Origin of the sequence: Shewanella sp. SM29, assembly GCF_025654245.1 — a bacterium.
Taxonomy (GTDB): Bacteria; Pseudomonadota; Gammaproteobacteria; order Enterobacterales; family Shewanellaceae; genus Shewanella; species Shewanella oncorhynchi.
The window spans coordinates 15056-39770 of record NZ_JAKKRN010000003.1 but is presented as its reverse complement, the minus strand read 5'-3'; the positions used below and the strand labels follow the sequence as shown (position 1 = coordinate 39770).

General features: G+C 47.0%; 15 protein-coding genes. 2 read left to right on the top strand and 13 right to left on the bottom strand.

What is annotated here, in order from left to right; translation table 11 throughout:
- Positions 1-23: 23 nt before the first annotated feature.
- Positions 24-548, bottom strand: a complete 525-nt coding sequence (locus L5L77_RS02655; protein ID WP_113941071.1) for a DUF3087 domain-containing protein — start codon at positions 546-548, stop codon at positions 24-26.
- Positions 549-932: 384 nt separating this feature from the next.
- Between L5L77_RS02655 and L5L77_RS02650 the strand changes: the two genes are divergently transcribed.
- Complete coding sequence (locus L5L77_RS02650) at positions 933-1694, top strand: substrate-binding periplasmic protein (RefSeq protein WP_263172349.1); 762 nt, start codon at positions 933-935, stop codon at positions 1692-1694.
- 79 nt (positions 1695-1773) lie between these two features.
- Here L5L77_RS02650 and L5L77_RS02645 read toward each other — a convergent pair whose 3' ends face one another.
- The 9 genes from L5L77_RS02645 to malQ form a co-directional block, all read right to left on the bottom strand.
- Complete coding sequence (locus L5L77_RS02645) at positions 1774-2880, bottom strand: CobW family GTP-binding protein (RefSeq protein ID WP_131522992.1); 1107 nt, start codon at positions 2878-2880, stop codon at positions 1774-1776.
- A gap of 255 nt (positions 2881-3135) precedes the next feature.
- Positions 3136-4554 (bottom strand): DEAD/DEAH box helicase, encoded by a 1419-nt coding sequence (locus L5L77_RS02640; RefSeq protein ID WP_263184764.1) that lies wholly within the window; start codon positions 4552-4554, stop codon positions 3136-3138.
- 129 nt (positions 4555-4683) lie between these two features.
- Complete coding sequence (locus tag L5L77_RS02635; protein ID WP_263145090.1) at positions 4684-7731, bottom strand: EAL domain-containing protein; 3048 nt, start codon at positions 7729-7731, stop codon at positions 4684-4686.
- A 128-nt stretch (positions 7732-7859) separates the two neighbouring features.
- Positions 7860-9479: a glycogen synthase gene (locus L5L77_RS02630; protein WP_263221977.1), complete on the bottom strand. Its 1620-nt coding sequence runs from the start codon at positions 9477-9479 to the stop codon at positions 7860-7862.
- Between the two features lie 103 nt (positions 9480-9582).
- Entirely contained in the window at positions 9583-10845 is a 1263-nt protein-coding gene (gene glgC / locus L5L77_RS02625) for a glucose-1-phosphate adenylyltransferase (protein WP_263179079.1), read from the bottom strand.
- Positions 10846-11088: 243 nt separating this feature from the next.
- Positions 11089-13623, bottom strand: coding sequence for a glycogen/starch/alpha-glucan phosphorylase (locus L5L77_RS02620; RefSeq protein WP_212600350.1), 2535 nt, complete (start codon positions 13621-13623; stop codon positions 11089-11091).
- An 18-nt stretch (positions 13624-13641) separates the two neighbouring features.
- Positions 13642-15837 (bottom strand): glycogen debranching protein GlgX, encoded by a 2196-nt coding sequence (gene glgX, locus L5L77_RS02615; protein ID WP_263167172.1) that lies wholly within the window; start codon positions 15835-15837, stop codon positions 13642-13644.
- 1 nt (position 15838) lies between these two features.
- Positions 15839-18070 carry a 1,4-alpha-glucan branching protein GlgB gene (gene glgB, locus L5L77_RS02610; protein WP_263167168.1) on the bottom strand — a complete coding sequence of 744 codons (2232 nt, stop codon included), beginning with the start codon at positions 18068-18070 and terminating at the stop codon, positions 15839-15841.
- A 131-nt stretch (positions 18071-18201) separates the two neighbouring features.
- Complete coding sequence (malQ, locus tag L5L77_RS02605; RefSeq protein WP_263221974.1) at positions 18202-20628, bottom strand: 4-alpha-glucanotransferase; 2427 nt, start codon at positions 20626-20628, stop codon at positions 18202-18204.
- 566 nt (positions 20629-21194) lie between these two features.
- On the opposite strand from malQ, the gene L5L77_RS02600 reads away from it, so the two are divergent.
- On the top strand, positions 21195-21824 hold the full coding sequence (locus L5L77_RS02600; RefSeq protein WP_173497052.1) for a peptidylprolyl isomerase: 630 nt from the start codon (positions 21195-21197) through the stop codon (positions 21822-21824).
- A 128-nt stretch (positions 21825-21952) separates the two neighbouring features.
- On the opposite strand, the gene L5L77_RS02595 is transcribed toward L5L77_RS02600, so the two are convergent.
- The 3 genes from L5L77_RS02595 to L5L77_RS02585 all read right to left on the bottom strand — a co-directional run bounded on the left by L5L77_RS02595 (position 21953) and on the right by L5L77_RS02585 (position 24466).
- Positions 21953-22429, bottom strand: a complete 477-nt coding sequence (locus L5L77_RS02595) for a MarR family winged helix-turn-helix transcriptional regulator (protein WP_006080852.1) — start codon at positions 22427-22429, stop codon at positions 21953-21955.
- A 101-nt stretch (positions 22430-22530) separates the two neighbouring features.
- Positions 22531-23235, bottom strand: coding sequence for a TorF family putative porin (locus L5L77_RS02590; RefSeq protein ID WP_263200254.1), 705 nt, complete (start codon positions 23233-23235; stop codon positions 22531-22533).
- Between the two features lie 13 nt (positions 23236-23248).
- Positions 23249-24466: a BCCT family transporter gene (locus tag L5L77_RS02585; RefSeq protein WP_263221972.1), complete on the bottom strand. Its 1218-nt coding sequence runs from the start codon at positions 24464-24466 to the stop codon at positions 23249-23251.
- Between the last annotated feature and the right edge of the window lie 249 nt (positions 24467-24715).

Here is a 24715-nt window from a genome sequence, read left to right as displayed (position 1 = left end):
ATCCTCATCTTACCTCATCAGTATCAGAAAGATCTTGTCAGCAACTCAGGCGTAAATTGTTCGGGCGACAGCAATAAGCCTAGGCTTTCGATTTGTGCATTCAAACGATTGAGATCTTGAGTCAGTGCCGGCAAGGTCAGCGTATTGTCATCGAGCTCATACACTTGCCTTAAACTAGTGTAATAAAACAGCAGTATAATCAAAGCATTCACATCATTTTGCGCCGCAGCGGCTTTAATCTTTATCAACTTGCGATAGATACGATTATGGAGTTGCTTTAATTGCCACACATAATAAATTTCGCTGAAAAAAGGTCGGTCTTTTAAGTTGTAAATCACGGCGCTACACAGACCCAAACTGAAAATCACGCCTAAGAGATTCAAGTGAAAATTACCTGTTGGCTCACCTGGCACTGGCGTCGCCCCAAACAGCGCAATGAGTCCAGTACCAAAAATCAGTGATAACACGACTAAGCTAACAACTAGAATAACAATGAATAAATTCATGTTTTTACGATACAAGGTTTTATCTATTTCCTGCAGCTTCATAACATCCCGCTCAAATAAACCGCCCAGCATTGGCGTATAAATCAATGAATGGCAGAGCATACCGCAATCCCCTTTATTCGGCCTTAACTGATTTAAACGCATAAGGAAAATACATTTATCCACCCCATCAGTGAATGATACAAACTGAAACCTTTAAGCGTAACTAAGCAGGCTGAGGGATAGGATGATGTATCGATTGAAGATCAACGGCTTAATGCCCTTACGATTAATCTTCCATTTATTTCAAAATATTAAAATGTTAACGTGCAATCAAATCTGGGTAAAATTTGCTAACCTTAACCTTAGTGAATTGCATAACGATATCGCCGCTTTTACGAGAGATAGTGTTCTAACCTCCTGCATTCAAACCACACAAGGAATGCCATGATACTCAGCAAAGGCTTTGCACAAGTCGTCCTTTTGGCGCTCAGCAGCCTTTGCTTGACTGCACAGGCCAAAGACCTGCTCGCAGTGGGTTCGAGTTTCAGTCAAATTTTTGAACTACAAGCCAATGGAGAATATACAGGCTTAGGTGTCGATATTTTGAATCGCTTCGCCCAGCAGCAAAGTGTGAACATTCACTATCAAATTACCCCATGGCGCCGCGCTATCTCTATGGTTGAACGTGGCCAAGCGGATATTCTTATTGGTCCCTACGATACCCCAGAGCGTAATGCCAACTTGGTTTTTGCGGCTAAGGCATTTTACCGCGATGATATGGTGTTTTATGCTCGGGCAGACAATGAAATAGTGTGGAATGGCGACTATGCCAGTATTAAAACGCAACGGATTGGAAAAATGCAGGGCTGGAGTTATGGCACAAGGTTTACTGAACAAACTAAATCATTAAATATCAATGAATTTGTCGATATTAAAAGTGGCATAGAACGGCTTTCGCGGGGTGATTTAGATTTACTCGCCACCAATAGTCGCAATACAAATGCAGTGCTCGCCCAAATCAAAATCCCTCAAGCAATTACGCCAATCATGCCGATAATCGATGTGCGAGACGGCTTTATGGCTTTTCCGAAACAAGCTAAATTTGATCCGCTAAGAACTCGTTTTGACAGCTTCTTCGAGGAGATGATCCAAAATGGCACACTCACGACACTCGGCCAAAAATACCGCGTGACCTTGCCTTACTGATCCGGCCTTACTATTCCCACCAAATCTGACCCCTCTTAGCGATGCTCACACCTGTAATAAAGAGTGATGGGGAACTCTGTTAGCTAAGACAAGCAATCAACTGCTGCTCAATCTCGTCCCAATTGACTTCGTCCATCGTAATCATTTCTAGCCTGGAATCTAAGGTGTCATCGAGTTCAACTACAGTAAACTCATGGTCAATCCAGTTAAATCCCGCAATTCCATCAGTAGTGATCATCACAGCCTTTAATCTAAGCAACACTTGCCCAACGTTGGATGACAGAGCTTGCCGCTGAATAAAATCCATTAATTTATCAAAATCAAATTCTTGGCTCGGTTCAAATACCCAGCCGCAGCTAAAACAACCTTCACCTTGATTCTGCTTTCGCACTATACCGCGATCATCAAAATCAAGTGCGGCTTCGATTGCACCTTCGGCAAAGAGGCTCAACTCACTCAAGCGCGAACCACCAGCACGAAACAAGCTTGGGGCAGTCGTCGGTAGACTACCCAGCTTTAGGCCCGCGCTAGCATGCCCATTTATATTGAGTGACACGCGCCTTGGTTGGTTAAGATAGTCCAGTAAAGCGCTAGGTAAAGGCTGTTGATTAGAGTGGCTCACTACAGGAATATCAGTACGTTCAATATGGCTTAAATAAGTCTGCAATTCATAGAGTAACTTAGTATTTTCAGCATCATACAAGTCAGACTTAGTTGCGATGATCACATCGGCCACTTGCAACTGTTGGATAAAATTTGCATGTTCGCGATAGCGAGGATCGTGGATCTTACGCGCGTCCACCAAACATAGGGTGCTACGCAGTGAAATCACATTCTGATAATGGGGCGCACTCAATACTTTAATGATTTCATTAGGATGCCCAAGCCCAGTCGGTTCAATCAATAAGCGGTCAGGTTTCGCTTTCGCAATCAACTGATTGATGGCCACTTGTGTCGGTACGCCCGCGGCGCAGCACATACAGCCACCCGCAACCTCACGAATTTGTATGCCGTTATCGGAGGAATTCAGTAACCCCGCATCAATGCCGACCTCACCAAATTCATTGACCAACACAGCCCAAATTTCATCCGCGGGTTTAGTCGCCAACAATTGCTTAATCAGAGAGGTTTTACCGACACCTAAAAAACCTGTAATGATATTGGTAGGAATCGCTTTGATAATCATAAGGAAACTCGCTCGAATAGAAAGCTTGGCGCTCGAGTGTAGAAGTATTGGCTTCGAAGCTCAACAAAAAGCGCATCGGTGAGGATGCGCTTTTAGAATAGCGACAGACTATGTAGCAAAATATGCAACTGACAATTCAACTGTCAAATCAACAAACTAGGTAACCGTTAGACGGCTAAACTAATAGGCACTTTGCACTTATTAGCCTTGATTGTTGAGTTTAGCTTATTTTGACTTAGCTTATTTTGACTTAACTTATTTTGACTTATTGGTGCGAGAGCCAAAACCTGACTTATTGCTCACCAAATTCGACTTAGGTTTAGTTGCATTAAACGGCTTACCTGAGCCAGAAGCTGGCTTAGCACGGCTAGAGGATTTATCGGCACTGGTTTTGTTATCCTGCGCTTTACCTTTCGCGTACTTACCCTGACGAGACTGACCAATAGTGCGATCCTGCGGCGCCTTATGGCTCCACTTTCCAATAGGCTTAATCGGTGCTGCGGGCGCATCACGGTAACGCGCAGGCAAAGGCGTGCCTTCTTCATAACCCGGTTGTACCGACACGGGCAGTTTCTGCTCAATCAAGGCTTCAATTTCAGCAAGCATTTCATCGTCAGAAGGTGAAACAAACGAAATCGCGCGACCCGTTAATCCCGCACGGCCAGTACGGCCAATACGATGGATATAATCTTCGGCAAGGAAAGGTAATTCAAGGTTGATCACCATAGGCAAGGCATGAATGTCTAAACCACGAGCGGCCACATCGGTCGCCACCAGCACCCGCAATTTACCAGCTTTAAACTCTTCCAACACCCGATTACGGGCGCCTTGTGTTTTATCGCCGTGGAATACACCAGCGGCTATGCCATCCAGCTTTAATTCTTGTAATAAATGCTCGGCGCTTTCTTTCGTGCTGGCAAACACCAGCACTTGGCGCCAATTGTTGCGGCCAACGAGTTCTGACAACAGCTCGGCTTTGCGACGTTTATCAACGCGATAGACTTCCTGCACAACTGTGGATGCGGTAGTCGTGTCAGCAACATTCACCCACTGAGGTTCATTCAGCATTTTCTCGGCGAGTTGTTTGACGGCATCGCTATAGGTCGCTGAAAACAACATGGTTTGATGCTGCGGCGCAATTAAGCGTTTCACTTTTTCAATGTCGCGCACAAAACCCATGTCTAACATACGGTCGGCTTCGTCGATCACTAATGTGGTAACGCTCGACAAATCTAACTGGAATTGGCCGATAATATCGAATAAACGACCAGGAGTTGCCACCAAAATATCAACGCCCTGCTCTACCCCTTTACGCTGGGGATTCATGTTGGCGCCACCGTAAACCGCTAAGGTTTTCAGTGGTAGGAACTGGCTGTATTTTTGGATATTTTCGCAGACTTGAATCGCAAGTTCGCGGGTTGGCGTCATCACCAACGCGCGTAAAATCGGTTTATCATTGCTATCGCTTGTTAAAGACTCAGCCGCCAACTTTTCAAGTACAGGCAGAGCAAAGGAAGCCGTCTTACCTGTACCCGTTTGGGCGCAGGCCATAATGTCTTTGCCTTCAAAGGCAAGCGGGATCACTTTCTCTTGCACTTGAGTGAGTTGCTGATAGCCACACTCAGTTATCGCATTCAAAATAGGAGAAGATAAACCGAGTGTTTCAAATTTCATAGGGACTCTTTAGCTAAGTAGTAAAACTTTGATGCGAGGTGATACTCAATGCCCCAACGCGGGGCCGCGGAGTCTAGCAAAATCCGCGGCGTTTTTATAGGCAATTATCGCCACTAAGTTAATATCTCCTCAGACATGGGAGACTAAAAGCGGATCCTGTAAGTATTTTTGGCTAAATTCACCCGCAGGCACAGGTCTTGAGAACAAGTAACCTTGGCCGTAGTCACAGCCTGCAGCCAACAAGACTAGCCGCTGCGCATCGGTTTCGACACCTTCGGCAATCACCTTCATTCCCAACTTGTGGGCCATCACGATAATCGCCTCGCAGAGAATTTGATCGTTTGAATCGGTATCGATATGGCGGGTAAAAGATTGATCAATTTTAAGATAATCAATGTCAAACTTTTTCAAATAGGCAAGTGACGAATAGCCAGTACCAAAATCGTCCAGCGACACTTGCACACCCGCATCGCGGTAGGCCAGTAGTTTTTCGGTTACACCCATACTGGCATCCAATAACAAGCCTTCGGTAATTTCAACGCACACGCCCGCGCCTGTAATATTAAGATCTTGCAATAACTTCAACCAATCATTGAGCAGCGTGCCTTCATCACGAAATTGGATTGGGGATTTATTGACGCTGATTTGGATTTCAACCCCTAATTCATGACGCCACGCCGCACTCTGGCGAGCGGCTTGCTCGAACACCCAATTGCCGATTTCAACAATCAAGCCAGTATCCTCCGCCACAGGAATAAACTCAGCAGGCGACACAGCACCACGCTCCGCATGATGCCAGCGGATCAAGGCTTCAGCCTTGGTCACTTCACCCGTTGCTAAGGCAACAATCGGCTGATAATGCAGTTCAAATTCTTTATTCACGACCGCTTGACGTAAGTCTTGGATCAAGCGCATGCGGTATTTGGCGTATTCCTGCATCGATGGGGTGAAATAGTTGAAGCGATTACGCCCTTGATCTTTCGCCGCATACATCGCCTGATCCGCATGCTTGAGAAGCCCTTCAATACTGGTCGAATCATCGGGATATAAAGTAATCCCAATACTGACGCTGATATAAGCGGTTTCTTCCCCTAACACATAGGGTTCGGCAATTCGTCGCAAAATATTCTCGGCGACGCGCTCAATCCCCTTATGGTCTTCCATCGAACTTAACACCACAGTAAATTCATCGCCGCCAAGACGCGCCACGACGTCAGCATCACGCACACAGGATTTCAATCGACTCGCGGTTTCTATCAGCAGTAAATCGCCCATGGCATGGCCTAAGGTGTCATTCACTTCTTTAAAGAAATCTAAGTCCAAGAACAGTAAGGCAAAGTGGTTGCGATTGCGGTCGGCATTTTTCACTTCACTGCTTAAATACTCCAACAACATGCGCCGATTGGGCAACCCCGTCAGCGTATCGTAGTTGGCTTGTTTCCAAATCAGATGCTCATTTTGCTTCTTATCGGTAATGTCTGAGAACAGGGCAACACGTCGATAGGGATGGCCTTCTTTATCATTAATCGTATTGATGGTTAACCAGATGACATATTCTTCGCCATTTTTGCGCCGCTGCCACATTTCCCCCTGCCATTGGCCTTTCTCGCGGATATCATTATTCATTTTGGTGTAAAAATCACGGCCATTGAGGTCACAATAAAGCAGCCGAATATGTTGGTCCCGCACTTCAAATTCGCGATAACCCGTCATCACACTAAAGGCGGCATTGACGGTAATAATTACACCCTTTTCATCGAGGACACTCATGGCTTCTGAGCTGTTATCGTAAACCAGTGCCGACAACTTTAAGGATTCTTCGATAAGTTTTGCGTCGGTAATATCGGTATAGGTTCCACACATACGCAGAGCATTGTTGTTTGCATCTCTGCTCACGACTTTACCTGTATCAAGGATCCACCGCACCTTACGGTTTACGGTATTTAAGCGGTACTCCATCTTATGTTGCGCCGTTTCGCCACGAATATGGGCCTCAATCGAATGCAGCACTTTAGGCCTGTCTTCGGCGACTATCGCATCCATCCATTGACGACTATTAGCGTTGAGCATATCAACATCGCAGCCTAGAATATCGGCGCTGCGGGCGTTACGTTCGATACGATCATTACGAATATCCCAATCCCACACCCCAAGATCGCTACTGCTTAACACCAGTTCGAGTTGCTCACGGCTAGCGAGCACCTCTTGGTCGGCAATGGCCTGTGAGGTGATATCTAAATATCCAGCAATAACAAGCAACACGGCATTATTACCACCACGCTTACAGGCGACAGTCATATGGGTGTAAACCACGCTACCGTCTTTAACGATAAAACGTTTATCCATCTCGTAATTATCGATATCCCCCCGCAGCATAAGCTCAAATTTCAGGGCATCCGCTTCTAAATCATCGGGATGAGTAATTTGTGCCCACGTCATCCGTAGCAATTCAGCTTCTGAATACTTGAGCATTTGACATAATCGTGGATTCACCTTTATCCACTTTTGATCTATCCCCGTTATTGCAATACCAATATTGCCCGCGTTGAATTGGCTCCTAAAAAGAAAATCATCCTGCAGACGAATTTGTTCATCACGCTCTAATTCAAAACGTCGCGATAACAAGCGGCTCAATAGCCAAGTCGCAATCGGGAAAATGGTCAATACAGGGAGGGTCACTTTGGCGAGTAATGGCATTGCTATGCCATCGGGTAGAAATAAGAACCACAACAACATCACGATATGAACGGTATAGGCAAAGAGAAAAATTTCTCCACCTGAAATATTGGCTAACAGAGACTTACGATATTGACGCCAGATCACCCCGATTAAACCGGATGACACTATGACGCCGACGCCAATCCATATACCAGCGCCACCGATACTGATGCGATACAACGCCGTCATCACGACAGCCACTAAGGTCGGTAAACCACCGAAAAATAGACCAGAAATACAAAGAATAACCGAACGGGTATCAAAGAAAACGCCAGGCAAATATACCCAAGGCGTACTCATAATAGTGATACCAATGCCACCGATGAGCATCCCAATAATGATGCGCCACAGTAAAAAATACTGCCGCTGGTGTTTTTTAGGGATCACATCGTACAAAAATACCAACGCCAGCAATAAAGCCGCATTTTGTACTAACGGAAAGAGAATACCTTTATCCATAACTCAGAGAGCGACTCCAAAAATGAGGGGGCTTGATACCATTTTAACATTCCCCCACAAGTGTAGCAGAATCACTTAGAAATCATGCGTTAATTCCCTTTGCCGCATCACACTTTGGACTTACCACATTACATTTTGCAATAGAGTTGTTGACGATATTGCTCTGCAATAGAATGCCAGTCAAAACGCTGTGCCATGGCCGCAGCACGCACTTGTGGCCATGTTTTCCCCTCGAAACAAGCAATGGCTTGCATCAACCTTTGCAAAAACGCTTCGGCTTGCTCATTTAAGCTATTGCCGTTAAAAGCAAAACCATTAATTCCATCCTCAACGGTATCCTTTAAACCGCCTACACTATGCACTAAACATGGCTGTCCCGCGCGCATGGCCAACATTTGACTGATGCCACAGGGCTCAAAGGAACTTGGCATCAAAAATAGATCGCCATGCTGATACAGCGCTTCGGATAACGCCTCGTTGTATCCTTGCAAAAATAATAGGTTATCGTATTTAGCCCCTAACGCTTGGAAAGACTTAGCAATCGATGCATCGCCACTGCCGAGTAAAATCAGCAGTGCCGTCGGTTTTGTCTGCTTCAATGCTTTAAGTAAGGTCTCAAGCACAGATAAACCCGAGGGCAATTGATGGCGCAGCAGTAAGACTTTTTGATCGGTCAAGCGGCCCACCGAAGTCAATAACAGACTCGGTACTTGCTCCGCCATTGCTTGACGCCAATGGGCTTGAGTGCGCGCAAAGGCGATCATGTCCACGCCACTCACTTGCGTTTGATGCCCCTGCCATTGCACTAACGCAGTTTCAATCGCACTGAGCAATTGCTTGAACTCGGGTACTTGAATACGCGCAGGTGGCTTAGCGGGTAAATCCGATACTGACGAATACACACAGCCATTTAAAATCCCCACCACTTTGCCGTCATTGGCCTTGGCCTGTAAGTCTTGCTCTAACCCTTCACCACCAAAAAATCCCGCTTCGGGTTTGGAGGGCTGCAACACTTCCTTGGCATAACTGGGTGAGACTAAATGCACTTTGTCGCTCAGCACTATGCCCATGCGCATAGGGTTAACACAGTAGGGATAACGGGGATCGGTGATCAGCTGTTTTTGCCCCTGCGTCAAAGTGGCAAACAGCTCGGGAAACCAAGCCGCAAAGGAGGATGAGTCTTGGCTTAAGGGACGTATCCCCTGCAGTGCAAGATTGTGGATAGAGAACACACACTCAATTTCTTTGAGAACACTGAACTCAGGCACGAATGCTCTTAACATGGCTAAGCAGCCCGCATGCCAGTCATGTAAATGCAGCACAGTCGGCATAGGCACTCGGCCAGTAACTAATGCTGTCGCGACGCTCGCACAAAGGAAAGCAAACTTAGTCGCATCGTCGGCGAAAGGACGCTCGGCGCTGCCTTGGCTATAAATCTGCCCAGGTACGGATTGCCATAATGCATGTTCGAGCAGATAAATCATCGCCTCTGGCACATGGGGATGGGGCATGGCAAACACATGCACCCGCTCCAATCGGCCGCCAAAAGCCACAGTTAACTCACCCAGATCTTGGGGTTGATTCGCTACCGCAGTCAAAAAGCCATAGCTTGGCATGATCACATCGGCGCACAAATCAACACCCGCCAAAGCGGCGGGTAAATCACGGATGACATCCGCCATACCGCCAACCTTGGCGCCCGCAAGGGCACCGTTTTCAGCCGCGACCATCAAAATGCGTTGTTTCAATTAATTGGATACTCCCGCTACTTCAACTGTGCAGCTTTTATTAAGCTGCCTATACCTAAGCCATTTTTACTTTAATGATCAATTTACTTTAATGATCAAAGCACTATTCATAGCCTACAGGCAAACCTAGCATGTCACGGGTCACTAAAGTCACGCCTTTTTCGGACACCCTAAAGCCTTTAGCTCTGTCGTGATCATGGTTATAACCTATCACCATGCCTTCGGGAATAATGCAGCCACGGTCAAGTATCGCATTCTTGATTTTGCAATGGCGCAGCACGACTACATCGGGTAGCACTACTGAATCTTCAACCAACGAATAAGAACAAACGCGTACTTCGTTAAACAATACGCTACGGCGCACTGTCGCCCCCGAAATAATACAACCGCCCGAAACAATCGAGTCCAACGCCATACCACGTCTGTCATCGTCATCAAACACAAATTTAGCGGGAGGTAATTGTTCTTGGAAAGTCCAAATTGGCCATTTCGCATCGTACAAATTCAGTGCTGGCGTGGGCGATAACAGTTCCATATTCGCTTGCCAGAAAGAGTCTAGCGTACCCACATCGCGCCAATAGGCTTGCTCATTTGGGAAAGCACTCTTAAAGGGATAGGCAAACACATTATGTTTTTCGATGATCGCAGGAATAATATCCTTACCAAAATCGCGATCTGAGCTTTCATTTAAGGCATCTTTCTTGAGCTGGTCAAACAAAAACTCTGTGTTAAACACATAGTTGCCCATAGACGCTAAACACATTTCAGGATTACCCGGAGAATGTTTAGGCTGCAGCGGCTTTTCTTCAAAGCCTAAAATGCGCATATCTTCGTCGACTTCCATCACCCCAAACGAACCCGCAGCTTCGGCAATCGGCACTTCAAGGCAAGAGACTGTCATATCTGCACCCGACTCGGCATGGGCGGCTAATAACCCAGCATAATCCATGCGATACACGTGATCGCCAGACAACACCATTACGTATTTAGGCAGCTCGTGGCGAATGATATCGATATTTTGAAATACCGCATCGGCCGTGCCTTGGTACCAGTTTTCCGAATAGCGTTGTGAAGCGGGTAAAATCTCCACCGACTCGCCCAGCTCCTTCTTAAAATGGCCCCAACCGCGCATCACATGGCGGATCAAAGAATGCGACTTATACTGAGTCACAACCCCGACACGACGAATACCCGAGTTGATACAATTTGAGAGCGGGAAATCGATAATACGAAACTTACCACCGAAATACAGTGCAGGTTTAGCACGCCAATCCGTGAGTTCATGCAAGCGAGACCCGCGCCCACCAGCTAAAATCAACGCATAGGTTTCACGAGTTAAATTACTGATATAACGAACATTAGACATAGGCTCTTACTCCGAAATCGGCAAACTGATTGCCCATAAATGGCTTATCGATACGGCAGACACTGCCGTACTCCCCTGAGTATTTCTCACTTGCATTCCCCATTCCTTCCATTGATTGCTGCATTCCTTTCAAACACTTAACCTTTATACCCAAGCTACCTGAAGATACGAGTCCTGCATCTTCAGGTTGTTTGGGTATATACTCATCCGCTATAACAAGACTTATAACCCAGAGCCCAACCCCTACAGTTTCCAAATTTCATCGCGATAACCCGCGATCGTCACATCACTCGAAAAACGTCCACTGGCGGCGGTATTGCGAATACTCATCTGCGTCCACACCTGCGGATCTTTATAGGCCCGCGCCACGGCTTCTTGCACGACTCGGTAACTGTCAAAGTCGGCGGCCGTCATCCATTGATCGTCGCTACTTTCGATGGCGGCAATAATGGGATCGAAAATCCCCGGCTCAAGCAGATTGAAGTGACCACTTTTGAGTAACTTCATCACCTCAGATAACGCCGGTGAATCATCAATAATACTGCGCGGATGATAGTGACTACGTACCTGCGAGACCTGCTCCGCATTGAGTCCAAACAGGAAGAAGTTCTCAGAGCCCACTTCCTCTAACATCTCGATATTGGCGCCATCCATAGTGCCGATTGTCAGGGCGCCGTTCATCATGAACTTCATATTGCCCGTGCCCGATGCCTCTTTGCCCGCGGTTGAAATTTGCTCGGACAAGTCAGTCCCCGGACAGATTTTTTCCATGGCGCTGACGTTGTAGTTTGGTAAGAAAGCAAAGCGTAGGTAAGGCGTCACCATAGGATCGGAATTGACCATATGAGCAACATTGCTGGCGAGTTTGATGATCAACTTAGCCATAAAGTAACCGGGCGCCGCTTTACCGCCGATCAATACACAACGTGGCACCATGTTTTCGGTGTGGCCTTGCTGGATCTGATGATAGAGATGAATCACATGCAATATGTTGAGTAACTGACGTTTATATTCGTGAATACGCTTCACTTGCACGTCAAACAGCATAGCCGGATCGAACTCAACCCCACATTCCTTAACAATCATCTTAGCCAGCAAAGCCTTGTTGGCTTGCTTCACATCACGCCATTTTTGGATAAACGCATTGTCCTGTGTGAGAGCATTGAGCGCCGTTAACTGGCTTAAGTCTGTCACCCATTCTTGACCTAAATGGGCAGTCAGTAACTTAGCTAAGGCAGGGTTACAATGGGCAAGCCAACGCCTTGGCGTCACACCATTGGTACGGTTATTAAACTTATGCGGCCACAACTCATAGAAATCCTTAAACAACCCAGATTTGAGTAGTTGCGTGTGTAAACCCGCGACACCGTTGACCGAGAAACTCGCCACAATCGCCAAATACGCCATACGCACATGGGGATGTGGGCCATCTTGAATAATTGACATACTCGCCAATTTCTCACTATTTCCTGGCCAATGGTGGGCGACTATATCTAAGTAACGGGCGTTGATTTCATAAATAATTTCTAAGATGCGTGGCAACATTTGCGCCATCATACGCACGGGCCAACGCTCTAATGCTTCAGGCAACAGGGTATGGTTAGTGTAAGCCATGGTCTGACTGGTAATCGCCCATGCACTGTCCCATTCCAAACCGTATTCATCGATCAATAACCGCATCAACTCAGGCACGGCAATGCTAGGGTGAGTGTCATTCAACTGCATGACATTTTTAGCGGCAAACTGCGTAAAATCATGACCATGACGACTCACCCAACGTTTGAGTAAATCCTGCAAACTAGCGGAGGATAAAAAGTATTGCTGACGTAATCGCAGCTCTTTGCCGTTCTCGCTCGCATCATTAGGATAGAGCACCATAGTGATCTGCTCGGCCAAGTTTTTACGGGCCACGGCTTCCGTGTAGTCGCCTTGGTTAAACTCAGCTAAATCAAAATCATCGGTCGCTTCAGCCTTCCACAATCTCAGGGTATTTACCCGCCCATTGCGATAACCAGGAACAGGCATGTCATAGGCGACGGCGAGCACATCTTGGGTTTCAACCCAAATAATGTGCCGACGGCCTTGTTTATCGACATAGGATTCGGTATGACCAAAAAATGGCACAATCACGTTGTGGGTAGGGACACGCACTTCCCACGGATTGCCTTCGCGCAACCAACGGTCAGGGCGTTCAACTTGGTAACCGTCGACGATCTTCTGGGCGAACATGCCATATTCGTAACGTATGCCATAGCCTGTCACTGATAAGTCCATGCTGGCGCAGCTATCGAGGAAACATGCGGCTAATCGACCTAGGCCGCCGTTGCCTAAACCGGCATCATGTTCGGCCTCTTCTAACTCTTCTAACGATACCGCATAGTTGCTCAAGGCATCACGGCTATCTTGTTGCAAATCTAAACTCAGTAGTGCATTACCTAGTGCTCGGCCCATCAAAAATTCGAGGGATAAATACGCCACTTGCTTGCGCTTAAAATGGCTGTCATCCACTCGAGTCTGACGCCAATTATCTAGCATCTGTTCTTTCACGCTGTAAGCTAACGCTTGAAATAATTCGCAGCTCACGCCTTCGCCACGGCTGAGTCCATAACGTAAATGGCGCTCAAAAGAAGCGGGCAAAGCATCGCAGGGTTCACAGGGCTCAGCGGCTTTAGACTTAGTCTGACGCTTAGCGGGAGCCTTCTTGCTCGCGGCTTTTGACTGAGCTAGTGTTACTGGTTTTTCGCTGGTATTGGGGCTCAGCTCGCTTTTGTCACTCATAGTTAATTCCTTCATTTCCTATAAAATCAAATCAGCATGAAAAAGCATGAGACTACGATCTTGCAGTAAGTATCGCGTCGCAGAGATCTGAACATCCAGCGGCTCAGTTTGGGTATGAATAAGGCATTGCCACGGACTCAAGTGCTCGAAAGTCGGCAGGGTAAAAGCGAGAGGGTTGTCGTCGGCATTAACCATCAACAGCAAAGCTTGCTGCTTGCCTTGATCTTCTAAATCACCGGAAAGCACCACAGACAAACTGCGGCACATAGATTCAGTCCACAAGCTCTTGGTCATTTGTTCACCTTGGCGACTAAACCAATCTAATCGAGTACCAATATCGGCTAAGGATTCAGCCAATAACTGTTCGTGAATGAAGCGCTTAGCACATAACAGCGGGAAACGTTTCCGCAGGGCAATAAGCTGTTGAGTAAAGGCCAACAGCTCAGTGTCCATGCCCTTTGCCGACCAATCAAACCAGTTCAGTTCATTGTCTTGGCAATAGGCATTATTGTTGCCTTGCTGAGTGCGGCCCGTCTCATCACCGCTCAACAACATAGGCACACCTTGAGATAAAAATAGCGTAGTCAATAAGTTACGTTGTTGACGACTGCGAAGTGCCAGAATTGAGCTATCTTCGGTTTCCCCTTCAATCCCATAATGATGGCTGAAGTTTTCTTGATGACCATCGCGGTTATCCTCCCCATTTGCCAAGTTATGGCGCTGGGTATAACTCACCAAGTCTTTAAGGGTAAAACCGTCGTGACTGGTTAAAAAATTAAGACTAGTCGCAGGTGGACGGCCACTGTGCTCAAAAAAATCCCCCGAGCCGTGAAAACGCCGAGCAAATTCGGGCAACATGCTGTGATCGCCGCGCCAAAAGCGGCGCATAGTGTCTCTATATCTGTCGTTCCATTCGCTAAAAGCCACGGGGAAATTGCCCAATTGATAACCACCGGGGCCAATATCCCAAGGCTCAGCAATCAATTTCACTCGGCACAAAACAGGGTCTTGCAACAGCGCATCGAAGAAACCTGAGCCGGGATCAAAACCATAGGCCTCGCGACCTAAGCAAGCCGCCAAGTCGAAGCGAAACCCATCGACGCCCATGATTTCTACCCAATAACGCAGCGAATCTAGTACGAGCTGTAACATGCGTGGATGGTTGATATTTAAGGTGTTTCCACAACCCGTATCATTAATATAAAAACGCTTATCATTCGGATGCAGGCGGTAATAACTGAGATTATCTATGCCACGAAAACTAAAGGTCGGCCCAAGTCGACTCCCCTCGGCGCTGTGGTTATAGACCACATCGAGGATCACTTCGATACCTGCGCCGTGAAGTGCATCCACCATGGCCCGAAACTCACCAATATCGTCGGATGATAGATAACTCGGCTCAGGGGCAAAAAAGCCGATACTGTTGTAACCCCAATAGTTAGTGAGCTTTTTCTCGAGCAAAAATGGCTCAGTGAAAAAGGCCTGTACAGGAAGTAACTCGACACACGTCACCCCAAGTTCGGCCAAATAATCGATAGCCGGCTGAGTCGCTAAACCCGCAAAGGTGGCACGTTTATGGGGTTCAATCTCAGGATGCGCCGCCGTAAAGCCTTTAACGTGCATCTCATAAATGATGCTACGCTCTAGGGGTTTGGGCTGAAACCTCGACGCAAGGGGCTGAATCGACTGCTTGGCAGCTATCTCGATTAATGGACGAATGTCCACGACCTTGCATTTTGGCACATGGGCAGCGTTATCTAACTTACTGAAAGATAAATCTTCATCCATGTGGTTCAGCTCGTAACCATAGTTAGACTCATGGTCGCGATATTCACCGACGAGCTGGCGCGCATAGGGGTCGAGCAATAATTTATTGGGGTTAAATCTGTGACCAAGCTGAGGCTCATAGGAGCCATAAACGCGATAACCGTAGAGTTGCCCCGCCTTAAGCCCTTGTACAAACACATGCCAGATTTGCTGGGTTTGTTCAGTTAACACAATACGCGCGACTTCTTGCTCGCCATTGTCATCAAATAAACATAACTCAACCGCTGTGGCGTTAGCTGAAAATAACGCAAAGTTGACGCCATCGCCCTCAACATTAGCACCGAGCGGAAAAGGCTCACCTACCCCTAACGCCCATTTTTCGCTTTGAAATGGGTGATTTTTAGCGTCTGGGTTGAGCTTAATATCATCAGCCGTGGGCTTTTGCATGCTAGTTCGCCTCAGCCAATCCAGTTGCAGGCCCTATGACTAGGCAGCCCAAGGGTGGCACAGTGATCAGCGCGCTCTGCGCCATTCCCTGCCACGGTAGCGACTCAGCAACCACAGTGCCCGCATTACCTTGATTACTGCCACCATAAATCTGGCTATCGCTATTAAGGTATTCGCGGTAATCTCCTGCCAAGGGCAAACCAATACGGAACCCAGTGTGCAATTGGGGCGTCATGTTGATGACAAACACTAACGGCGCATCACCTGCTAAACCGTAACGCACAAAGGTAAAAATGCTGTCGCGGCTATTCTCACAATCTAGCCAACTAAATCCTGCGCCCTCGTAATCCTGAACCGATAAGGCTGGCATTTTTTGATATAAGTGATTGAGATCTTTAAGCCAACGCTGCACGCCTTGGTGCGGCTCGTAAGCCAATAAGTGCCAATCTAAACTCTGGTTATGGTTCCACTCATTTCGCTGACCAAACTCGCAGCCCATAAAGAGTAATTTCTTACCTGGATGCCCCCACATAAAACCGTAATAGGCACGCAGAGTTGCAAATTTCTGCCAATCATCACCGGGAATTTTATGCAGCAACGAACCCTTGCCGTGGACCACTTCATCGTGACTCACGGACAACATAAATTGTTCGGTATAGGCGTACATTAAACTGAAGGTCAATTGATGATGGTGGAACTGGCGGTAAAGCGGATCACGGCCTAAGTAGCTTAAGCTGTCGTTCATCCAGCCCATATTCCACTTAAAACCAAAGCCGAGACCTTGCTGATCCGTCGGCTTAGTCACCCCAGCAAAGGCGGTGGACTCTTCGGCAATCATGCAAATGCCGGGGAAAGCTTGGTACAAGCGTTGATTCAAAATTTGTAAGAAACTGATGGCCTCGAGATTCTCCCGTCCACCATAGGCATTAGGCAGCCATTGGCCCGGCTCGCGGCTGTAATCGAGATACAACATAGAAGACACGGCATCGAGACGCAGACCATCAAAGTGAAATTCCCGCAGCCAGTAACAAGCATTACTCAACAAGAAGCTGCGCACTTCACCGCGATCATAGTTATAAATCAGGGTATCCCAATCGGGATGTGTGCCCTTGCGAGGATCTTCATGCTCATACAGACATGTGCCATCGAAACGCACTAAGCCGTGGGGATCCTTAGGGAAATGCGCCGACACCCAATCGAGGATAATACCAATTCCCGCCTGATGGCAGGCATTCACAAAGGCCTTTAACCCATTGGCATAGCCAAATCTGTGGGTCGGCGCATAGAGACCCACTGGCTGATATCCCCACGAACCATCAAAGGGAAACTCGCTGATCGGCATCAGTTCGATGTGGGTAAAGCCTTGCTCCTTCACATAGGGAATAAGCTGTTCAATCAAGTCTTGATAATCAAGATATTGCTCGCCTTGCTCTCCCTTACGACGCCACGAACCTAAGTGCACTTCGTAGGCCGACATGGGCGCTTTATGCCAAGCAGTCGCCGCTCGCTTACTCATCCAAGCGGTATCATTCCAGCTATGGTGGGCTTTTGGGGGCACGATAGAAGCATTGTGGGGCGCGCATTCCATTTGGGTTGCCATAGGATCGGATTTAGTATGGCGCTCACCATTTTGATAAACCAAATCAAACTTATAGTGTGCACCTTCAGCCACATTGGGTAAAAATAGCTCCCATAAACCATTGGCAATATGTTGGCGCATCACATGGCGAGTATCATCCCAATGGTTAAAATCTCCCACCACAGACACCCGCTTAGCATTGGGTGCCCACACACAAAAATGCACACCTTCGACGCCTTGGGTTTGACGCCAGTTGGCACCTAAAAATTCATAGGCGCGCTCGGCGCTGCCTTCACCAAACAGGTAAATATCATCACTATTGAGCAGTGAATTAAACTGATAAGGGTCGACTATATCTAACTGACACAGGGGATATTCCACCCGTAGCAAGTAGAGAAACGGCTTGACGCGTCGTCCCAAAGTGCCGGCGAACAGTCCCTGCTCGTTGACCTTGTCCAGACTCGCCACTTTGCGGCCATCTTTAATGCTGATCACATCCACACTGAGGGCATTGCGAAAAAAACAACGAACAATTAATGCCTTACCCTCGTTGGCACTGTGCATACCCAAGAGCGAAAAAACATCAGTGTATTGACCATTAAGTAGGGCGACGTCGGCACCATCGTAGAAATAGGCATTGGCTTGAGTCATCATTTTTCTTCCGTTTATCAGTCAATTAAACTTGCAAATTGGCACTCTTTACCCACATAACACCCCCTAATAATCTAATCTTTAGGGATGGCATAATGTGGTGCGACTTAGGCAGCCTTTCGCTGGTGCTAGATTTAGCTCGGTAGCTGTCTCGCCACAGCGATATTTTGTAATCGCTGCAGTATCTCTGGCGAAGTCGACACTTGCGTTAAATTCAGCGGCAGGCGACGCTGCCAATTTGGATATTCGAGCCAAGTACCGGGAATATTCACCGCATGGCGATCGGCTAATAAATCGCACAGTTGCACGCTGTATAGCGCACTATTACCGCGAGCTCCTAAGGTCATCCAAGCCGTGAGCAAGGTTTGAATATCGAGTTCGGCTATCGTCACATCGGCTAACAGACCTTGAGCGACTAACAGTGAAATGAGTTGCTGCTTTTCATGTTCACGCCCAGCGAGCGCCTCGCCTAGCTGGTCGTCAGTTTCAAACAGGGATAACTGTCGACGCAGGTGTAAATCACTGCCACACCACCAAGCGACTAAAGTCGGCACATCGTGGTTCGCCAGCATCATTAAGCTTTGGGACTTATATTGATCCGGTGATTTAAAGCCTTGATGGTCTTTGCAGAAATAGAACAACTCGTTGGAATAAATGCCAGAAGTGTAGAGACGATGAATAATGTCAGGTGGCACCAGTCCTAAATCTTCGCCAATCACCACACAGCGAGCACGTTGGCTCTCAAGGCAAACGATGGCAAGCAAGGTTTCGACGGGATAATACACATAGGCACCGTGACCGAGTTGCTTATCCAGCGGCCACCACCAGAGTCGCAGTAAGCCCATCACATGATCGATACGCAAGGCGCCACAGCTTTCCATATTGGCGCGGATCAAGGCGATAAAATGGCTGAAATTATGTTGTTTTAACTTCACAGGATCGAGTGGCGTTAAGCCCCAATTTTGTCCTTGGGGTGCAAAGGGATCGGGCGGTGCACCTATGCTGGCATTCAAACAAAACTGCTCGGCATTAGCCTGTACTTCACTGCCCTGCAGCGCTGCACCGACGGCCAAATCACGGATCAATCCCAGCCCCATCCCAACCTCTTTAGCTTTTAGCTGACAGAGGTGTAACTGCTTTTCAGCCACAAATTGCAGGTAAAGATAGAAACCTTCCTCTTGCACAAACGCTTTAGGACTACGCAAATATTCCGCTTGAGCAAACTCTTGTAGCGCACTGCCCTGCTCACGCACAAACTCATGGAATCTTTGCGCTCTGGGCGTGTCGTTCGCCAGATGCGTGTCACAAAAAACGCGATATAACTGCTCAAAGGCACGGTATTTCAGCTCGCTCACTTTAGGATAATCGAGCCAATTATCACGATTCAGTAAGGCGATAGCCTCTACCCAAGTAGCGCTTGAAAATTCAGTGGCAAGAGCTTGGTATTCAGGAACGCTTTGTAATTGAATATAAAGAGGATTAAGTCTGCGGCGATCGCACGGACTGTAGGGACTCGGATGCTCTGGCGCCGCGATATCGAGGGCATGCAAGGGATTGAGTTGAATAAAATCCGCGCCCTGCGCCGCCACCAGCCCGATCAGTTGTTCTAAATCACCAAAGTCACCAATGCCCCATTGGCTCTCGCTGCGCAAACTGTAAAGTTGAACGCTGATCCCCCAAGGTTTATGGCGTTTACCTTGGGCGACAGCCGTGAGTACGCCTTGGTAGGCGGCCCGCGGCGCCACCATTAAGGTGCCAGAAAACAAAGTGCTGGTATCAGCTTCAGCCGTCACACAGCTCTCTAGCGCCAAGCTTGGCGCTTGTGTACTTGTCGATAGGGCATGTTTTAAGCTTAAGGCTATGCGATGAAAGCCCAAACCTAACACAAAGAAATCACTCGCATTTTTGTCGGCTGCATGCGCAAATGAGTCTTGGTTTTTTGTGAATGCAGGGTTGTTAGTGAACTCTTGGCTGCTCAGGAAATAGGACGCTAAATTCACCGCTTCAGTCTCGGCGGGCATTAAGTTGTCAGGGAAAGCTTGGGTCTTGGCCTCAGCTAGATCGAGGCGTGCGAATCCCAGTTGCGTAAGATCAAGGCGATAGTGTAGATAAAGCGTTTGTTCAATGCGGTAATCGCCAATGGACTTAAGCGCCGAGAAAGGCACATCGAATACGATGGACTCACCCTGTTCGCATTCAATCGCCACACTCAGATCTGAGGTGTAGGTTTCTGGTAAACAAAGGCTTATCCAAGGTTCATCCACAAAACACCAATGGAATTCAGGTAGAACCTGAGTCCAAGGACGGGCATCCAGCAAGTCAATTTGCGACGCGATCAATGCTTCGGTCAATACCGCATCGACACAGGTCAGCCCAGCATCACTCGATAACGCTTCTGTAGCAGGAGCATCAATGGCAGTCCCTGCCACGCTGTTTTTTTCCTGTAACATACAGGTCAAGATACCTTGCCTGTCTACCTCGGAAATATGGATATTTTGGCCAAAACAATCAGTAAATTCTGCTCCAACTCCCCGCAAATACAGCAACTTTTCCAGCCCCATATTTTGTCGCCCCCGCGACCGCTCATCCATAGCTTTAGATATACAGTAACCATGCCAACGAAAAGTAACAAGAAGATGACATAAATATTTCAGAGAAATAACAAAAAACTTTTTCAAAAAATCAGTAACTTACTAGAAGCACTCAGTTAAGTTGGCACTCAGTGGCCATCAGGATATAAAGAGTGGAATGCACTAAATTGGGGCATGCGTTCAGCAAGAGGGCAAGCATGGCTCCTAAAGCATGCAATAAGTAAAGAGCAAAGGGATAGAAATAACATGACAAGCGTAAGTCATTTTTATGTCATTGCGTTCAGACTAATACTAACAAATACGTCAGGTGACATATTAACCACAGACATCAGTGCAACACTTTGTATCAATTGCGTTTTATAACTTGAACAGCCTATCTCTCCTCTGTCAACATCTCGTTTCGCTACAGCATAGAAACATAATAACAACATTAAATTCATGGAACCTGATATGCCCTCGCATATACGCCAGTGGCTCGCTCCCATGGAATGCTAAAGCAAAAACACCCCAATGATGATTGAGAATAAGGATATGAAATGAAGAAGTTATCAGGATTACTATTTGTCGGCTGCATTGCCTTGACGGGTTGTGAAGGAAGTACAGATGGTGATTTAACGCCGACGCCACCGACGCCCGATCCCACTCCGCCAGCCTTAGCTGCGGATGTGTGTTATTTAATGAAAACCACAAAAGGCGATATCACACTTGCCATTGACTTAACTAACATGCCAATCACAGGTAAAAACTTTAAGCAGTATGTTGATAAATCATTCTATAACGGCACCTTATTCCATAGAACCGTTAATAACTTTATGATCCAAGGCGGCGGTTTTACCACTGGGCTCAAAAGCAAACCAGGCGATGCCCCCATCAAGAATGAAGCCGCAGTCGGTATTAGCAACAAACGTGGCACTATCTCCATGGCTCGCACGGATGATCCTAACTCTGCAACATCACAGTTCTTTATCAATGTGTTAGATAATCCACATTTGGATGCGTCTGCGAGTAATTATGGTTATGCCGTGTTTGGCAAAGTGGTCGACGGCATGGATGTGGCGGATCAGATCAGCATAGTACCGACAAAAAACAGCGGTGGTTTTGCTAATACGCCAGTGCAAGAAATCCTGATTAACTCTGTTGCTAAAACAAGCTGCCCTGCTGCTTAAGCATCTAAAAGACGCACAGCTAAACGACATCTAACTAAAAGCAAAAAAGCACTGAAGATTCAGTGCTTTTTCATTTTAAAATCTAATCGATTTTAACGTCTAATCAATTTAAAGCATGAGCTAAACGATTACTCATCCCCTTGGATCTTCCCCACCAAGAGCATAGGCGCCGCATCAATTTTATCGGCGTCCATCATAGTCGCGATACGCTCAACGGCTGAGAGCAATTGACTCTGCTCCCATTCTTCAAGATTCTGATAACGCTTAATAAAATGATCCTGTAACGGTTTAGGTGAGTCCTGTAACAGTGCTCGGCCCGCATCGCTAAGATATAAATGCACCTTACGTTTATCAGTCTCACTGCGTAGACGGATCACTAAACCACGTCCCTCTAGACGATCGATAATGGTCGTCACAGTTGCAGGGCTGAGCGTAATTTCTTCCGCCACGGTTTTAGCCAATGGCGCATCCAATTGGGCGATTTTCTGCATCACCATCAATTGCGGCCCAGTTAAACCTGAGTGTTTGTTCAGCTGGCGAGAATGAATGTCGATAGCGCGTATCACTCGGCGCAGCGAAATAAGCAGTTGTTCGTACTTTTCCATCGTTCTTTTCATTCTCCCCATTCTAAGCAACGAGTGCACCTTACCAGAAAGCGCGACTGAACTCACCCACGGGAGGCGCTTTTACGGCAAAATTCCTGATGTTACAACATGAATTGACGCGATACTGACAACACTAGACGCTCGTCACTGGTATCTAAGTTCATGCTGGTATCTTCGGCGGCAAGACTGAAATCAAAGCCACTCCAACTGGTCAGATAGGCGATACGGAAATGATTAAAAGATTTGCCACCATCCCATGACCATTTATCCTCATCAAGTGATGTCGAGCGATCGACACTAAAGCGAATATCATGTCCTTCAGCGACACTGACAGTATGGCCAAGCAACATAGTGTAATGCTCACCACCCAAACCAAAGTAATCCCATGTATAGGTCAACTTAGCCTCAGAGTGACCCAGTGAACTATCATATCCTAACTTGCTATACAGCTCAGGATAGTTGTACTCATCGGAAAACGACTCGCCGTGGTAAGTATAATAAGCCAGTCCGACATCGAAACTCAGTTGCTCATTGAGCTGATAAAACTTACCCGCATAGGCATCGAGCTCCAACCAAGTACTGTCGTTTCCCCCAAAGTCGACGTTCGAGGTAAAGCCGCCCACGTACCATCCCGAATCAAAACCGTAATCCAAATTGCCTTGCAGTGCTGGGCCGCTGTCAGTTTGGCTGACACCGTTAAAAGTGTAATCCGACGTCGCCGTCACAGTGGCCGATAATCCGGCATTCGCCGCAGTCGACATCAATAACAATCCGCCGGTGACAAGATAAAAACATTTTGATTTCATTATTAATTTTCCATTAGTTGGCTAGCTCAATTTTAGTAAAGTCGATTTTGTTCTCTTTTGGCGAGCGCTCAATGGCACGAACTGTTTGCAATTGCGTCATCATGATGTAACCAAAACAGCTAAAGATCAGGCCCAGTGCGATTGCACCAACCCATTGAATTTGAAGAAAGTCTAATTGAAAGAGTAATGTCAGACTGCAGAGCAACACTAAGTTAAAGCTGACATATTTAAGCTTGCCTAAACGCTCAATCGTCAGGTTAAGATTATCGGTATAGAGGCGCACCAGTGAGTCGAGTGAGTTGATTACAAAGGTAATTCCCACAATCACCATCGCCAGATTATAGAAGCCCGAAGTATCTAAGCCATTGGCGCTGTAGTAATAAAGTACGGTGAACCAAATCGCGATGGGGATAGACGGAAACACCATCATGGCCAACAGCACTTGATAGGTTTTCATGCCGCCGACAAAGCGCGAGGTAAATTGACCGATCATAATGCTCCACGCAAACCACCAGAACAGATAAAACTCATGGTAGTCGTTGATGGGTAACACAAAATGTTGAATATTACCGAAGTAGTCACCTAACATGGCAAAGGTCGTAAAGAACTCACCGACACTCGAGTCAGCCGATAAAAATGCACTGGCCCACATGATGGCAATCAAGCCTAAAAATAACCAAGTGCTCGCCAGACTCAAGATACGCACATAACGTATGCTAGTGCTGGAATACACAGCCGCGGCGATCACCATAAATACGATTAAATAGAAGCTACCGACTATGGTTTCGCCATCACCTAATTCGGGTAAATACCAAGGTAAATTGCTCAATAGCAAATAGGCGGTAAAGGCGCAGGTGCCAATAATTACGATATTATTGATGAACTTAACCCAAGGAATATCGAAGAATCTCACCCTAGGCTCGATGACACAAAAATAAAAACAGGTTAAAAAGTAGAAGCTCCAAATCAAGAAGGCCCAGAAGCCAAACTCAATCGCCAGCGGATTACTAAAGCCATATTCAGGACTCGCCGCCACATTGGCGTAACCCGCAAACTCGGTGAGCGGAAACATGATCAAGCCAACATCAAGTCCTGAGGTAAACAGAATCGCGATAAAGGTAAAAGTACGCACAGGCGTCACGCCGATACAGCGAATATTGCCCCAGCGATAAATCACAAACGCAATCGCGGCAAAAGTGAACAGTATCCCTGCGGATAATAACCAAGTCATAATGAGCACTCAGTCCCAGTCGATACTGGGTGTAAGTCGGCATCTGGATATAAACCCATAAAATGTAACTCCATGTTTTTATTTAATAATAAAAACTGAACCATTTTTAAAGGCAACGTTCTGCCCTCAAGCCTTAAATATCGCTACTTAAAAACACTCCGCGATAGTTAAACCCTGATAGATGATCAGTCGTGAAAGCGGTCATTTGCACACTCACTGCGGGCTGACCGACCCTTTAGTAAAATGAAT

Coding starts and splice junctions, on each gene's coding strand:
- L5L77_RS02655 (WP_113941071.1), bottom strand. CDS start 548: ATGAAGCTGCAGGAAATAGATAAAACCTTGTATCGTAAAAACATGAAT.
- L5L77_RS02650 (WP_263172349.1), top strand. CDS start 933: ATGATACTCAGCAAAGGCTTTGCACAAGTCGTCCTTTTGGCGCTCAGC.
- L5L77_RS02645 (WP_131522992.1), bottom strand. CDS start 2,880: ATGATTATCAAAGCGATTCCTACCAATATCATTACAGGTTTTTTAGGT.
- L5L77_RS02640 (WP_263184764.1), bottom strand. CDS start 4,554: ATGAAATTTGAAACACTCGGTTTATCTTCTCCTATTTTGAATGCGATA.
- L5L77_RS02635 (WP_263145090.1), bottom strand. CDS start 7,731: ATGGATAAAGGTATTCTCTTTCCGTTAGTACAAAATGCGGCTTTATTG.
- glgC (WP_263179079.1), bottom strand. CDS start 10,845: ATGTCTAATGTTCGTTATATCAGTAATTTAACTCGTGAAACCTATGCG.
- L5L77_RS02620 (WP_212600350.1), bottom strand. CDS start 13,623: ATGAGTGACAAAAGCGAGCTGAGCCCCAATACCAGCGAAAAACCAGTA.
- glgX (WP_263167172.1), bottom strand. CDS start 15,837: ATGCAAAAGCCCACGGCTGATGATATTAAGCTCAACCCAGACGCTAAA.
- glgB (WP_263167168.1), bottom strand. CDS start 18,070: ATGATGACTCAAGCCAATGCCTATTTCTACGATGGTGCCGACGTCGCC.
- malQ (WP_263221974.1), bottom strand. CDS start 20,628: ATGGGGCTGGAAAAGTTGCTGTATTTGCGGGGAGTTGGAGCAGAATTT.
- L5L77_RS02600 (WP_173497052.1), top strand. CDS start 21,195: ATGAAGAAGTTATCAGGATTACTATTTGTCGGCTGCATTGCCTTGACG.
- L5L77_RS02595 (WP_006080852.1), bottom strand. CDS start 22,429: ATGGAAAAGTACGAACAACTGCTTATTTCGCTGCGCCGAGTGATACGC.
- L5L77_RS02590 (WP_263200254.1), bottom strand. CDS start 23,235: ATGAAATCAAAATGTTTTTATCTTGTCACCGGCGGATTGTTATTGATG.
- L5L77_RS02585 (WP_263221972.1), bottom strand. CDS start 24,466: ATGACTTGGTTATTATCCGCAGGGATACTGTTCACTTTTGCCGCGATT.